This is a genomic window from Microcoleus sp. PH2017_34_RAT_O_A (assembly GCF_020737885.1).
GTDB lineage: Bacteria > Cyanobacteriota > Cyanobacteriia > Cyanobacteriales > Microcoleaceae > Microcoleus.
On the sequence record NZ_JAEQDD010000029.1, the window covers coordinates 1 to 13,329 of the forward strand.

Annotated in this window: 14 protein-coding genes and 2 pseudogenes; 9 read left to right on the forward strand and 7 right to left on the reverse strand. The window is 45.8% G+C overall.

The window, feature by feature from the left end; all coding sequences use genetic code 11:
- The first annotated feature begins 107 nt into the window (after positions 1 to 107).
- Genes JGK11_RS12050 through JGK11_RS12060 form a run of 3 tightly spaced genes read left to right on the forward strand, consistent with a single transcriptional unit; the run spans position 108 to position 1,161 of the window.
- The gene (locus JGK11_RS12050; protein WP_293211850.1) at positions 108 to 593 is read left to right on the forward strand and encodes a tetratricopeptide repeat protein; all 486 of its coding nucleotides are present in this window, start codon (positions 108 to 110) and stop codon (positions 591 to 593) included.
- A 44-nt stretch (positions 594 to 637) separates the two neighbouring features.
- Positions 638 to 904 (forward strand): DUF4258 domain-containing protein, encoded by a 267-nt coding sequence (locus tag JGK11_RS12055; protein WP_293211813.1) that lies wholly within the window; start codon positions 638 to 640, stop codon positions 902 to 904.
- A 14-nt stretch (positions 905 to 918) separates the two neighbouring features.
- The gene (locus JGK11_RS12060; RefSeq protein ID WP_293211815.1) at positions 919 to 1,161 is read left to right on the forward strand and encodes a DUF2283 domain-containing protein; all 243 of its coding nucleotides are present in this window, start codon (positions 919 to 921) and stop codon (positions 1,159 to 1,161) included.
- A gap of 206 nt (positions 1,162 to 1,367) precedes the next feature.
- On the opposite strand, the gene JGK11_RS12065 is transcribed toward JGK11_RS12060, so the two are convergent.
- Positions 1,368 to 2,147, reverse strand: coding sequence for a Tat pathway signal protein (locus JGK11_RS12065; protein WP_293211817.1), 780 nt, complete (start codon positions 2,145 to 2,147; stop codon positions 1,368 to 1,370).
- A 3-nt stretch (positions 2,148 to 2,150) separates the two neighbouring features.
- Positions 2,151 to 2,480: a hypothetical protein gene (locus JGK11_RS12070; protein WP_293211819.1), complete on the reverse strand. Its 330-nt coding sequence runs from the start codon at positions 2,478 to 2,480 to the stop codon at positions 2,151 to 2,153.
- 377 nt (positions 2,481 to 2,857) lie between these two features.
- On the opposite strand from JGK11_RS12070, the gene JGK11_RS12075 reads away from it, so the two are divergent.
- Positions 2,858 to 4,321, forward strand: coding sequence for an ATP-binding protein (locus tag JGK11_RS12075; RefSeq protein WP_293211820.1), 1,464 nt, complete (start codon positions 2,858 to 2,860; stop codon positions 4,319 to 4,321).
- A 242-nt stretch (positions 4,322 to 4,563) separates the two neighbouring features.
- Here the strand turns inward: JGK11_RS12075 and JGK11_RS12080 are convergent, their stop codons facing one another.
- Positions 4,564 to 4,791, reverse strand: a complete 228-nt coding sequence (locus tag JGK11_RS12080; protein ID WP_293181735.1) for a type II toxin-antitoxin system HicB family antitoxin — start codon at positions 4,789 to 4,791, stop codon at positions 4,564 to 4,566.
- Positions 4,788 to 5,012 (reverse strand): type II toxin-antitoxin system HicA family toxin, encoded by a 225-nt coding sequence (locus tag JGK11_RS12085; protein ID WP_293181737.1) that lies wholly within the window; start codon positions 5,010 to 5,012, stop codon positions 4,788 to 4,790. Before JGK11_RS12085 ends, JGK11_RS12080 begins: the two co-directional genes overlap by 4 nt.
- Positions 5,013 to 5,237: 225 nt before the next feature.
- Between JGK11_RS12085 and ffh the strand changes: the two genes are divergently transcribed.
- The 5 genes and pseudogenes from ffh (at position 5,238) to JGK11_RS12110 (ending at position 10,176) form a co-directional block, all read left to right on the forward strand.
- Positions 5,238 to 6,659, forward strand: a complete 1,422-nt coding sequence (ffh, locus tag JGK11_RS12090; RefSeq protein WP_293181739.1) for a signal recognition particle protein — start codon at positions 5,238 to 5,240, stop codon at positions 6,657 to 6,659.
- Between the two features lie 190 nt (positions 6,660 to 6,849).
- Positions 6,850 to 7,421: pseudogene (locus JGK11_RS12095) on the forward strand (Uma2 family endonuclease).
- 18 nt (positions 7,422 to 7,439) lie between these two features.
- A pseudogene (locus tag JGK11_RS12100) lies at positions 7,440 to 7,977 on the forward strand (Uma2 family endonuclease).
- A 282-nt stretch (positions 7,978 to 8,259) separates the two neighbouring features.
- Positions 8,260 to 9,243: a porphobilinogen synthase gene (gene hemB / locus JGK11_RS12105; protein WP_293181743.1), complete on the forward strand. Its 984-nt coding sequence runs from the start codon at positions 8,260 to 8,262 to the stop codon at positions 9,241 to 9,243.
- A 444-nt stretch (positions 9,244 to 9,687) separates the two neighbouring features.
- Positions 9,688 to 10,176: a GNAT family N-acetyltransferase gene (locus JGK11_RS12110; RefSeq protein ID WP_293181745.1), complete on the forward strand. Its 489-nt coding sequence runs from the start codon at positions 9,688 to 9,690 to the stop codon at positions 10,174 to 10,176.
- A 295-nt stretch (positions 10,177 to 10,471) separates the two neighbouring features.
- Here JGK11_RS12110 and JGK11_RS12115 read toward each other — a convergent pair whose 3' ends face one another.
- From JGK11_RS12115 to prmC, 3 genes are all read right to left on the reverse strand, one after another.
- Positions 10,472 to 11,407: a HAMP domain-containing sensor histidine kinase gene (locus tag JGK11_RS12115; protein ID WP_293181746.1), complete on the reverse strand. Its 936-nt coding sequence runs from the start codon at positions 11,405 to 11,407 to the stop codon at positions 10,472 to 10,474.
- A gap of 25 nt (positions 11,408 to 11,432) precedes the next feature.
- Positions 11,433 to 12,035, reverse strand: a complete 603-nt coding sequence (locus JGK11_RS12120; protein WP_293190880.1) for an L-threonylcarbamoyladenylate synthase — start codon at positions 12,033 to 12,035, stop codon at positions 11,433 to 11,435.
- Between the two features lie 177 nt (positions 12,036 to 12,212).
- The gene (gene prmC, locus JGK11_RS12125; protein WP_293211852.1) at positions 12,213 to 13,100 is read right to left on the reverse strand and encodes a peptide chain release factor N(5)-glutamine methyltransferase; all 888 of its coding nucleotides are present in this window, start codon (positions 13,098 to 13,100) and stop codon (positions 12,213 to 12,215) included.
- Positions 13,101 to 13,329: the final 229 nt, after the last annotated feature.

A 13,329-nucleotide genomic window follows, 5' to 3' on the forward strand; every position in this document is an offset into this window, starting at 1 on the left:
AGCCATAGAGTTGGCGTTCAGTCAAGTTACATCATCAAATATTTTTAACTGGTTTACACACTGCTGTTATTGTACCTCATCTTTGTGAGAAAGGCTATAGCAAGGCGATCGCCCTTAATGCCAGTTATGTTGACGCTTACTACAATCGGGGGCTGGTGTTGTCGGCATTGGGAGATAAACCGGGGGCGATCGCAGATTATACTCAAGTCATCCGCTTGGATCGAAACTTTGCAGCGGCTTACAACAACCGAGGATTGGCGCTTTCAGACTTGGGCGATCAAAAAGGGGCGATCGATGATTTCAATCAAGCGCTGCAAATCAATCCCGGTCGCGCTAACACTTATTTTAACCGAGGATTGGCGCTGTTTCGCATCAATAACGATCGCTCTGCCTTAGCTGATTACACTCAAGCAATTCAACTCAATCCCAGCTATGCTAAGGCTTATGCTAATCGAGGCATTACGTTGGTGAGAATGGGAGATAGGCCAGGGGCGATCGCCGATTTGCAGCAAGCGGCTCGTTTATTTAGGGCTCAAGGAATGAATGCGGATGCTCAAAAAGCATTAGATGCGATCGGTCAACTGCAAAGGTAGTAAATCCTCTGATATAATATTATCCAGGATACAGAAGAAATTCTATGGTCAAGCCAATCTACTTTTCAACTCATGCCAGAGAGCGCATGGTGCTGCGGGGTGCGATCGAGAATGAGGTGATTATTGCCATTCGCTCGGGAAACTGGCAACCAGCCAAGCAAGGTAAGTTTTCAGCCCGTGCTCAATTTGATTTTAGCAATCAATCTCCGATTAATCAACAGTTTTACGCTTACAAAGCTGTTAAGTCAATTTTTACAGATGCACCGGAAAAAATTGTAGTAGTGACCGTAAACGTCTATTACTTTAACTAATAGGATTCAATCATATGAGAATACGATACGATCGAGAAGTTGATGCTCTCTACATAGAGTTGCTGTCATTAGCACCTGGAACAGCGGAAAATAGAGAACTGACTGAAGACATTATTGCTGATTACAGTCCTGACGGCAAACTGGCTGGATTAGAAATTCTTAATGCTTCGCAAGTTTTGGGAGATCAACTAAAAGAAATCATTGTCGAAGATGCTTCGGTTGGTGTCATTCATCAACTGGCTCTTTTGATGAAGTGAGAACTAGAAAAACCCGATCGCAATTAATCCTGTAGGGGCGGGTTCACCAACAATATTTGAGACAAACAAACAGGTGAAATAAACCCGCCCCATCCCACGAATAGGGGAGGGCGGGTTTATAAATACCCTGGATGTGAATCAGAAATACGGGTGAACCCGCCCCTACAGGATTGTCGTAATTGCGATCGTTGTAATGCTGATTTCCCCTAAAACCTCACCGTCACCAAAATCACCCGCCGAGGCTGATTTTCCGCTTCAATAGTATACTCAACCCGCCCAAAACCTTTCGGCCCCGGTTCAACTAAATCATAGCGAGATGTCACCGTCCCGGCGGCTGTATCGTATTGAGCAAAAACAGCACCCGGATTCCTCCCAGCAGACGCATCGGCATCCCCTCCCCAAGAGCCCCAATCATCCAATCGCGATCGCGTTGGTAAGACAGAAGCGGCGATTTCTGGAGGTGTTAATCTTTGATCGGCTAAGACTCTTTGAGCATTATGAATAGCGCACATTGTCGGCCCAGAAATTTTGGCATCGCTATATTGATCTTCCCACTTTTGGACAAAGCCAAAACCCACATTCGGGCCGACTTTATCCTGTCTTTGCCTACCCCACAGCCGACTGGTATCTGATGCAAAATTAGAACCGCTGCCAGTTATGGCTAATTCGGTTCTTTGGCTGGTAAAATTACGGTTGACAAATTGTTTGTCTGCGGTGCGAATGGCGTTGGCGGCCGCTGGTTCTATTTTATTGCTAACATTACTATTGCCTTGTACGATCGGTGAGAGAACGCCGGGGATGGGTTGTGCTCCACAATGTTTTTGAATTCCGTTGAAAACGCGATCGGCTGATAAGGCACTAATCGGAAATTCTAGGGAATAAGCCTCAGCAGGTTTGGGAAAAAAGATGCCAGATGTGGCGGAAGCAGCAAAAGAAGCGCCACCCCAGATGACGATCCGATTAAATTGACGGCGGCTAATGCTCATAATTTATCTACTCCCTGGAGAGCTGGCGCCCGGCTCTAGATTAAATTTGAAGAACTGAAATGGTCTAGAAGCCCAAGGGTGGTTTATACAATTTTGTGCTGTGGAACAGGAGATATCAATAGATACATTTTTACCATTACTAACATCTACCAGCATTGTATTGATCCTTCCAGCTTTCCCCACTTGAGAAGCTACTTGATTTCCATCTACGTAAACATCTATTTTAGGTGGTGAAACCGACTGCTGATCTTGATCGCTAACTCCATACTCTATTCGGAGAGAAGCGCGACCGCCTGGAAGTTTACAAGTCCAACCAGCCTCGCGTGTACTCATAATACTGGTGTATAGTTGTCTGGCTATGGAAATATCCCTACCATCCCTGTCAAAATTTTGTAGTCTCCCATAATTGTCAACCTTACCCCCTGTAACAAGACATTTCAGCTCGAGTATATGGATCGGGCGCTGGGCCTGGGCCACTTGTGCGCCAACAGTCGCTAGAGTAAAAGACAACACCCCAGCCGAGAACAAACCGCTGAGCCACCGATCGCGCTTCATATAAAATATCCTCTCAACACCTTAATCAATTAATATAAAGGATGAGCTGTGTAGGAAAAATCCTGACTTTAGATAGATGACAACATCAAAAATGTCACGATTGTACGAAATGTCAGGTATAATAAATCGTGTAAACTCCAGCTTTTCCCGAATTTATGGATATTGCAGAAGTCTTGACACTGGCAGATGATCTGATTTTTGCTAAGACGGGAAAGCATTTAGATTACGTGCAAGATGCTATTCTGCGGGGGACATTAGAAGACGCAACTTACACGCAAATTGCTCAAGAACTTTACTCAAGTCCAAGTCATGTTAGAAATGTCGGATCGGACCTTTGGAAAACGCTTTCTAAAGGATTGAAAAAAAATATTACTAAAAACAATTTTAGGGCCGTATTAGAAAATAGTAAAATTTATAATTATCAATCAGCAATCGTTGGCGAAAATGTAACAGTTGGTGAGAATGTAACAGTTAATCATAACTTTAATGTTTGTCCTGAAAAAGCCCGATCGCCCAAAACACCCCAAAACCCCGAACCAACAGCAAAACAGCCCCGCATCGACTTAGGCGACGCACCAGAAATCTCGACATTTTTCGATCGCAAATCCGAACTCACAACCCTCGAAAACTGGATTTTAAGCCGCACCCGCCTCATCACCATCCTAGGCTTATCCGGTATAGGCAAAACCGCCCTGACTCTCGAACTAATCCCACAAATTCAACACGAATTCGACTGCATTATCTGGCGAAGCCTCCGCGACGCGCCACCCCTCGCATCACTCCAAACCGACATAATTAAATTCCTCTCCCAGCAGCAAGAAACTAACCCCCCCAATTCCCCCTTATCAAGGGGGGGCGAAGAGATTCAGCCTGCTTCTCCCAGGCGTGGCGAAGAGATTCAACCTCTTTCTCCCCCCCTTAGCAAGGGGGGGTTGGGGGGGGTAATCCACCATTTACGATCGCAGCGCTGTCTCATCATCCTCGATGATGTCCAAACAATCTTCAGCAGCCAACAACTAGCAGGAAACTACAAACCAGGCTATGAAAACTATGGCGCATTCTTCAAACAAATAGCAGAATCATGCCACAACAGTTGCATAATCTTGATTAGTTGGGAAAAACCCAGAGAAATTGCCGCATTAGAAAGCCACCAGAAAAATTGTCAAACATTGCAACTCAATGGTTTAGGCGAATCAGCGCGAGAAATATTCACAGAAAAAGGCCTATCAGAATCAGAAAAATGGTCAGAATTGATCGACCTTTACCAAGGCAATCCCTTGTGGTTAAATACAGTAGCTGCTGCAATTCAAGACTTATTTAGCGGCAAAGTTTCTGAATTTTTATCCTATGATAGCCTAGTTTTAGGAGACTTAGAATATTTATTGAACAAACATTTTCAGCGCTTGTCAGACTCCGAAAAACAAGTCATGTCCTGGTTGGCAAATCAAAACAAACCAGTCGAAATCTCCAAAAAGCCAGCCCTTCTGGAATTATCCCCTTCAGAATTCCTAAAAGCCGTGGAATCCTTGAGACGGAGGTTGTTAATCGAAAAAGTCCAAAAGGGCGATCGAACGCTGTTTGCAGTCCAACGGGCGATCGCAGAATACTTAAACAGTTGACAGTTGACAGTTGACAGTTGACAGTTGACCATTCGGCTACGCTCAGGGCAGGCAGTTGATAGTTGACAGTTGACAGCAAACAGTTGATAGCGAGGTTATAACTGTAAAACATCCAAACACATCAGCGTTAATCTGCGTTCATCAGCGGTTAAAAAATAAAAAAATCAATAACAACGATCGCCCTTCTACATAAAAGAGCGATCGCCTATTTTTGGGGAATGGCGATCTCTTCAAATCTATATTCAAGCAAACAGCAAATTTTCTACTAAAGTTTTAGGTTCTGGGAGAGATTTACCATCTACCTGATATTCTTCAACTAAAAGCTCTAATACCTCTACTGCATTCTGCAAAGCGGCTTCGTAGGTATCTCCATGAGTGTGGAACTGCTGAGATGGAAAATCAGGTAAGTGAACTAGATAGCAGTTATCTTCATCCGACCATTGAATAACAATTATATAAGGTAATTTCATGATTCAGGTTCCTCTTCTTCAATTGCTTTCAATATTCCAAGTTTTCGATTAACTTCTCTCTCTAAATACAGTTTCGCATCATCGCCATCATTGCCAGCAATGGTAATTGGTTCAGTAGGTAGTAAAGGATGAACCCATCTTGTATGGCTGCCTTTTGCCGAACGATAAGTAAACCCAGCTTTTAGCAGCAGGCTTTTGAGTTCTCGAATCTTTTTGGGCATAAACAGACATTAAAATTGTGGCTAGGCGACGAAAATACTTTAATCATATTCCAGAAAGTAGGGTTTGGACAAACGTACCCTACTACATGAATTTGAAGTAGTTTCAGCGTTAATCCGCGTTCATCAGCGGTTAAAAAATAAAAAATCTAACTTTTAGCAAAACATTAATCCAAAAAGCCCCATTTAGCCCTAAAATGAAAAAGACTGACTAGCCAACAATGCCCTATGTTTGAAGCCCTTGCCGATCGACTCGAATCCACCTGGAAAAAACTGCGCGGACAAAATAAAATCTCCGAGAGCAACATCCAAGACGCCATCAAAGAAGTCCGCCGCGCCCTCCTGGAAGCCGATGTCAACCTCCAAGTCGTCAAAAACTTCGTCGGAGAGGTAACAGCCAAAGCACAAGGCGCAGAAGTCGTTTCAGGCGTCCGTCCCGACCAACAATTCATCAAAATCGTCCACGACGAACTCGTCCGCGTCATGGGGGAAACCAACGTACCCCTCGCCACCGCCGAATCCGGGCCCACAGTCATCCTGATGGCCGGTTTGCAAGGAACCGGGAAAACCACAGCTACCGCCAAACTAGCGCTGCACCTCCGCAAGCAAAATCGTACCGCACTGCTAGTCGCAACTGACATTTATCGACCAGCCGCGATCGACCAATTGCTGACTCTCGGCAAACAAATCGACGTACCAGTATTTGAACTAGGCACCGATACTGACCCCGTAGAAATTGCCCGCCAAGGCATCGAACATGGCAAACAACTAGGCGTCGATACAATCATCGTCGATACAGCAGGCCGCCTGCAAATCGACCAAGACATGATGGCCGAATTGCTTCGCATCAAACAAACAGTACAACCCCACGAAACGCTGTTAGTTGTTGATGCCATGACCGGCCAAGAAGCAGCGAATTTAACCCGCACTTTTCACGACCAAATCGGCATTACCGGCGCCATCTTAACCAAATTAGACGGCGACAGTCGCGGCGGTGCAGCGCTATCAGTGCGACAAATATCCGGCGCGCCAATTAAATTTGTCGGCGTTGGTGAAAAAGTGGAAGCATTGCAACCATTTTATCCCGATCGCATGGCATCGAGAATCCTCGGCATGGGCGATGTCTTGACGCTAGTCGAAAAAGCGCAAGAAGAATTCGACATCGCCGATGCCGAGAAAATGCAAGAGAAAATGCTCACGGCAAAGTTCGACTTTACCGACTTTCTCAAACAAACTAGATTGCTCAAAAACATGGGTTCCCTCGGCGGCATCATGAAAATGATTCCCGGGATGAACAAACTCTCCGACGAACAAATGCGGCAGGGAGAAGTGCAATTAAAACGCACCGAAGCCATGATTAATTCGATGACAACTGAAGAACGTCGCAACCCCGAACTTTTAGCAAGTTCTCCATCCCGCCGCCGTCGCATCGGAAAAGGCGCAGGCTACGCAGAAAACGACGTAACAAAACTCGTTAGCGACTTCCAGAAAATGCGTACCATGATGCAGCAAATGAGTCAAGGTAACTTTACAGGAATGGGAGGATTGCCGGGAATGCCGGGAATGCCAGGAATGCAGGGAATGCAGGGAATGGGCGGCCAGAAGAAAAAGAAAAAAAACAAGCCTAAAAAAGGTTTTGGTCAGTTGTAAAAAATGGTTCGTAGTTAGGACTTCAGTCCTCTCTTTGATGCGGACTGAAGTCCTCACTACAAACCTATGGAAACCGTAGGGTGCGTCGCTATTGATAATTTGCACATCAGCTTGAAAAGCTCATAGCGACGCACCCTACACAATAGTTTTTTTGTTACCAATTTTTACCCAAAAAAGGCTGCAATTGAATATGGTACAAACATTTACTCAACCAGAAACCATATCTCTAGAAGTGCCGAATTCGATCGCCCTGCTTGTAAGTTGCGAGCAATTCGAGGCCCTAGCATTGGCAAATCCCGACTTAAGATTAGAAAGAACCACAGAAGGAGAATTAATAGTGAATCCACCCACCGGCGGAGAATCCAGCGAAAGGAATTTCAACATTACCGGGCAACTTGCTCGCTGGTGCGATGACAACGAGGATTTAGGATCGGGTTTTGACTCTTCGGGAGGATTCATCCTTCCTAACGGTGCTAACCGTTCTCCCGACGCTTCCTGGGTGAGTCGAGAACGCCTCGAAGCCTTGACACCCAAACAGCGAAAAGGCTTCGTTCCCCTATGTCCGGACTTTGTAGTAGAATTGCGATCGGCATCTGACAGTCTCTCCACCCTCCAAACAAAGATGCGAGAATATATTGACAATGGTGCGAGATTGGGCTGGTTAAACAAGCAGAAGTAGAAATATTAATTAATCCAACCGAGTTGTCGGGAGAGGATGTATTGCCAGGATTTGTGTTGAATTTAAGGCGAGTTTGGGGTTAAATTTACGGAGAAGTTGCTATGGTACAAACATTTACTCAACTAGAAACCATATCTCTAGAAGTGCCGAATTCGATCGCCCTAACCGTCACCGGCGACCAATTCGAGGCCTTAGTATTCGCAAATCCCGACTTGAGATTAGAAAGAACCGCACAAGGAGAATTAATAGTGAATCCACCCACAGGAGGCGAATCCAGTAGCCGCAACCTCAGCATCAGCGGGCAACTCGGCAACTGGTGCGAAACACACGAAGATTTAGGAGAAGGCTTTGACTCTTCGGGAGGATTCATCCTTCCTAACGGTGCAACCCGTTCTCCCGATGCTTCTTGGGTGAGTCGAGCTCGCTGGGAAGCACTAACTGCAAAAGAACGAAAAGGCTTCGTTCCCCTATGTCCCGACTTTGTAGTAGAATTGCGATCGGCATCTGACAGTCTCTCCACCCTCCAAACAAAGATGCGAGAATATATTGACAATGGTGCGAGATTGGGCTGGTTACGAGTTATCGGGTGAAGACGTATTGCCGGGATTTGTGTTGAATTTAAGACGAGTTTGGCGTTAAATTTCCTGTACGCCCCCATACCAGAAGATGGCGCCCGAGTTCTGGCCCAGAGAGATATTTGGCTTTGTCAGGCCACGATAGATTTAGCTGTTACCTTACAGCTTTTGATGCGATGATTTTTAATGCCATTGGCCTCAAGTCCTAACTGCGAACCACGGACATCACGAGTTTTACAGAACTTTACGTAGCTTGAGAGCGATCGACCAACAATAAGCTTTAGACTTTTAAACAAATGTCGCTAATTCCAGAAATCCGGACTTTAATCTACCGTAAAAAAACATTATGTTTCCAACTCACCGCCCCCGCCGCCTCCGCAACCATCCCCAACTCCGCCGGATGGTACGCGAAAATATCTTGACAACCAGCGACTTAATTTACCCCCTATTTGCCGTACCAGGGGAAGCTTTTGCCAAAGAAGTCAGATCGATGCCCGGAGTTTACCAGCTATCGGTAGACAAAATCGTAGAAGAAGCAAAAGAAGTTTACGATCTCGGTATTCCCGCGATTATTTTATTCGGCATTCCCGCAGACAAAGATACAGACGCGACAGGTGCTTGGCACGATTGTGGCATCGTCCAAAAAGCGACGGCAGCAGTTAAAGCAGCCGTACCAGATTTAATTGTTATGGTCGATACTTGTCTGTGCGAATATACGAGTCACGGTCACTGTGGCTATTTGGAAGTCGGAGATTTAAGCGGCCGAGTTTTGAACGATCCGACGCTAGAATTGCTGAAAAAAACAGCCGTTGCTCAAGCTCAAGCTGGTGCAGATATTATTGCACCTTCGGGAATGATGGATGGTTTTGTGGGAGCAATTCGCGAAGGATTGGACTCGGCTGGATTTGAAGATCTTCCCATCATGTCCTACGCGGCAAAATATGCCTCAGCTTATTATGGCCCGTTCCGGGATGCGGCGGATTCGGCTCCGCAATTTGGCGATCGGCGCACCTATCAAATGGATCCAGGAAATGGCCGCGAAGCTCTCAAAGAAATTGCTCTGGACATTGCTGAAGGTGCGGATATGCTAATGGTTAAACCAGCTTTAGCGTACATGGACATTATCTGGCGCGTCAAGGAAGCCACTAATTTGCCAGTTGCTGCTTACAACGTTTCTGGAGAATACGCGATGGTGAAAGCCGCCGCCCTCAACGGTTGGATTGATGAAGAAAGAGTGGTGATGGAAACCTTGACAGGATTCAAGCGTGCTGGTACCGATTTGATTTTGACTTATCACGCTAAAGATGCCGCCCGCTGGCTGCAAAACTGAGACATTCGTGATGCCCGAATACCTTTGAACTCGGAATACCGGGCGGTTGAAACCGCGTCTATACAAACAAAACCCGCCTCCGCGGGTTGAAGACAAGGAGGTAAAAATTACGCGATCTTCTTTAGGAATACTGGGCGGTTGAAACCGCGTCTATACACACAAAACCCACCTCCGCGGGTTGAAGACAAGGAGGTACAAATTACGCGATCTTCTTTAGTCCGCGGAGGCGGACTTCACTTGTCTAGAAGCGGTTTCAACCGCCGTCTAATCTTTATACAAAAAAGTATTAATAATTACGGAAATTAGTTGCGTTTTGTGTATAAATAAAAATAGTTTTGTAAATCGGGAATTCAATCATCGATCGTTCCCAAGCAAAATTAACTTTCACTCCTGCAAGACAGTAAAAGTAACACAGTTTAGATAAAACTTACAGGCACATTGAGCATGACATCAACGACTAGGGATTCCAGTCAGATTCAATTTTGCACAAGTCGCGATCGCGTTGACATAGTACAAATCCAAGAACTATTTAAAGCCGCCGCCTTTTGGGCGAGGGCGCGCAAGATAGAAGATTGGGAAATTGCGATCGCCAACAGCGAACCAGTTGTGACAGTTTGGGATGGCCCGCAGGCGATCGGCTTTGCCAGAGCCACCTCAGACGGCATCTATCGAGCCACCATCTGGGATGTCGCCATTCATCCAGATTACCAAGGTGCAGGACTCGGCCGTAAATTAGTGCAAACTGTCTTGAGTCACCCTCGGATGTGCCGAGTAGAGCGAGTTTACCTGATGACAACTTACAAACAAAGCTTCTACGAGCGCATCGGTTTTCAGCATAACGCCAGCACTACAATGGTACTTGAAAATCAGCTTTTAGAAGAGAATATCGAATTAGAAATTAGCAAAGGCGAATTGCTAACTGCTATTTGCTAAACCAGCACAAAAGTCCCACCCAAATCTATAAAATGTAGGTGCGCCGCAGCGCACCTTACTACTTATTAATTATTATCCACAATCAGCCACAAGACAGTCGTTTTCCTACAATTAATTGAGCGATAGTTATCTCAAATCCGTTAGGATCGGAATGATATAAACGGAGGACACGGCAGTGTCGTTTCCCTACCATCGATCGCGGTAGGGACACGGCACTGCCGTGTCCTCTATATTATTTCGGCAAAGCCGGAATGGATATTAATCAGTTACAAAGTCAGTTGCCGAACTTCCTCGATCACAAAGTTGCCAAAGGAATAGAACATTGAGTGCGGTTAAAATTGGACTCTTCCGACTCAGAAGGCACAGCCAAAACTTCCAACTTTCCCTTCATCAAAGTTAAAAGTGTCTGATTCATCAACAACCTCATGCCAGAAGAGACGTGAGAATTATCGCTGCTCTTAGTAGCATCCGACTCCAAATCGTGCTTCAGCAAATCCCAAGATTCGCTCCAAGCACTAACCGAGCGCTGATCGTCCACCCAAATATGAACGCATCCAGATTCCGGCGAAGAATGTGCAGAAACAGAAATACTTCCCTCCTCCATCTGAGCAATAGCAGTATCTATCAAATTGACTAAAACTTGCCTAAACCTCGGCAAATCTGCCAATACATAAATGCCCGGATCGGGTGGCAATATCTCCAGACGAATGCTGCGATTAGCAGCTTGTAAGTAAGTTAAATCATCAATTTCATCAAAAACCTTAGCTAACTGAATCGGCTCAATATCCATCGTGTCAGTGCCGTGTTCAGTTTTAGCAACAGAGATAATTTCATCTATCAATTTCACCAGCTTGAGTGCTGCAACGTGAGCTTGTTCGACAAACTCTCGCTCCTCAGCAGGATCGTCGCACAAATCCGACAGAATTAATTGGAGCGTACCAATCATAGTGCTCAGGGGCGATCGCAACTCGTGAGAAGTTCGAGCCAAAAAGCCCGCCTTAAATAGACTCATCTCCGATGCCATCTGATAAGCCAATTGAGTTTGCTTCAGTTGATCGGAAAGGGCATCAAACTTCTCTAAATCATTTTCTTGAGGAGTTGGAGGCACATAGGGAGCAGGTTCTGGCTGTTGCGAGCTTTTTTGCTGCCTGCGCCAAATCAAACTGCTTCCGAAACCCAGTCCGAGTCCCATACCTAAATATATCAAGTCGCTCCAGCCGATCGGCGCCATATTACTTTGCCTAGGAGTTTAGCTTTTAGCATTCTAGCTCGATCGCGCCTTGTCGCAATATTTCCCAACCGCCACCAGTCCATTTAGCCACAGTCGAAGGCAAACTCGAAGCCGTCGGTGCGGTTGGCGCTGTTGCTAATTCAGTAGCAACTAATGTCAAAACTTCGGGAAACTGTGCCTCAATTTCTGCCACCGACTCTAGAGGCGCTTGGCCTGATAAATTAGCACTGGTAGTTGCCAAAGGGCCTGTCTGCCCTAAAATCTGGAGTGCAAGGGGAAAGTTAGGCACTCGTACTCCGATCGTAGTGCGATCGATCGCATTCATGGCAGTCGGCACCAGCGGCGAAGCCGGCAGCACCAAAGTTAACGCCCCAGGCCAATAGGATTCAGCCACTTGTTGCCACAAATTCAACTCTCCTGGACTCCCCTGCACGTAAGGCCACAAAGCCTCAGCCGATGCAGCCATCAAAATCAGCGGTTTGTCTTGACGGCGCCCTTTAGCTGCAAAAATCAACTCCGCGCGATCGGGCCGCGTCGCCAAAGCGGGTACAGTATCGGTAGGAAAGCTGACAATATAATCTCCTGAAATTGCCCCTTGAATCAAGGAGGCGATCGAAACTTGAGTCATCCGATTTTAGATTGTAGATTTTAGGTTTTAGATTTTAGATTTTGCATAAATCTTTGATTGATAAGTTAACCACAGATGTCAAGCAGATCAACACAGATCGACGCAGATAATTTCAAGATCGGAGAGCGAATAAATCCCATGCAAGTCTATTTTAGAATTGCAGCATATTTTTGGAATCTAAAGACGATAGGCTAAAGCAAAGCGATCGATTCCTGCCAAATCCGCAAATATCTGAACATCGCAATAACTCCCGTGACTTCGTAGCATATCAGCTACCGCCGTTTCTTGTCCCGCCATCATCTCAACCAACCAAACTCCCCCAGATTCTAAATAATCCGGAGCCGTTTCTACCAAATGCCGGATGCAATCTAAGCCATCAAAACCGCCATCTAAGGCCAGGTGAGGTTCGTGCTTCAAAACTTCCGGTTGCAGAGTCAGCACCGTGCTGCTGGGAATGTAAGGCGGATTAGACACCATGCCACTAACTTTAGCCTTGAGAAATTCTAGCGGTTCCCACCACAAACCTTGATAAAAATTAATTCGCGATCCAAAGCCTAAATTTTCAGCATTCAGTCGAGCAACTGCCAAAGCTTCCGAACTGCAATCTACTGCATGAATCGTAGTATTTTTCAACGCACAAGCCAAGCCGATCGCGATCGCCCCGCTACCCGTTCCCAAATCCACCCAATCCGATGTTGGATTCACTGAATGGCTTTTCATAGCATCCACAGCCAAATCGATCAGCAATTCCGTTTCAGGACGAGGAATTAGCACCGCCGGCGTTACTTTCAGCGAAAAATCCCGCCAATGTGCAACTCCCGTTAAATACTGCACCGGCACCCGTTCCTGCAACCGTCGCTGCCAAAGTCGATCGAGTTCTGATACAGACAACTTTAATTGAATTTTTGGCAAATCTTTAAACGACTCCAAACGCAGAGCCAACTTATCCAAACCTGCCAGCTCTTGCAGCAGCCAGTCGAGTTCTACTTGGGGAATCTCAGAGGCGATCGCATCAATCTTAGCTTGATTCACCCACTGCCAAAGCTCTAAACCGGAAACAAACATAAGACTTTTTGGTAATTGGTAATTGGTAATTGGTAATTGGTAATTGGTAATTGGTAATTGGTAATTGGTAATTGGTAATTGGTAATTGGTAATTGGTAATTGGTAACAAAACCTAATTATGTAGGGTTCCATCCACAGCGCACCTTACCGCTACTATAAGTAGCACATGAACCAATTTTTGAGTAAATCTTGTCTGTAACTAATGACTAATGACCAATGAGTACCCTTC

Coding starts and splice junctions, on each gene's coding strand:
- JGK11_RS12055 (WP_293211813.1), top strand. CDS start 638: ATGGTCAAGCCAATCTACTTTTCAACTCATGCCAGAGAGCGCATGGTG.
- JGK11_RS12060 (WP_293211815.1), top strand. CDS start 919: ATGAGAATACGATACGATCGAGAAGTTGATGCTCTCTACATAGAGTTG.
- JGK11_RS12065 (WP_293211817.1), bottom strand. CDS start 2,147: ATGAGCATTAGCCGCCGTCAATTTAATCGGATCGTCATCTGGGGTGGC.
- JGK11_RS12070 (WP_293211819.1), bottom strand. CDS start 2,480: ATGAGTACACGCGAGGCTGGTTGGACTTGTAAACTTCCAGGCGGTCGC.
- JGK11_RS12075 (WP_293211820.1), top strand. CDS start 2,858: ATGGATATTGCAGAAGTCTTGACACTGGCAGATGATCTGATTTTTGCT.
- JGK11_RS12080 (WP_293181735.1), bottom strand. CDS start 4,791: ATGAAATTACCTTATATAATTGTTATTCAATGGTCGGATGAAGATAAC.
- JGK11_RS12085 (WP_293181737.1), bottom strand. CDS start 5,012: ATGCCCAAAAAGATTCGAGAACTCAAAAGCCTGCTGCTAAAAGCTGGG.
- ffh (WP_293181739.1), top strand. CDS start 5,238: ATGTTTGAAGCCCTTGCCGATCGACTCGAATCCACCTGGAAAAAACTG.
- hemB (WP_293181743.1), top strand. CDS start 8,260: ATGTTTCCAACTCACCGCCCCCGCCGCCTCCGCAACCATCCCCAACTC.
- JGK11_RS12110 (WP_293181745.1), top strand. CDS start 9,688: ATGACATCAACGACTAGGGATTCCAGTCAGATTCAATTTTGCACAAGT.
- JGK11_RS12115 (WP_293181746.1), bottom strand. CDS start 11,407: ATGGCGCCGATCGGCTGGAGCGACTTGATATATTTAGGTATGGGACTC.
- JGK11_RS12120 (WP_293190880.1), bottom strand. CDS start 12,035: ATGACTCAAGTTTCGATCGCCTCCTTGATTCAAGGGGCAATTTCAGGA.
- prmC (WP_293211852.1), bottom strand. CDS start 13,100: ATGTTTGTTTCCGGTTTAGAGCTTTGGCAGTGGGTGAATCAAGCTAAG.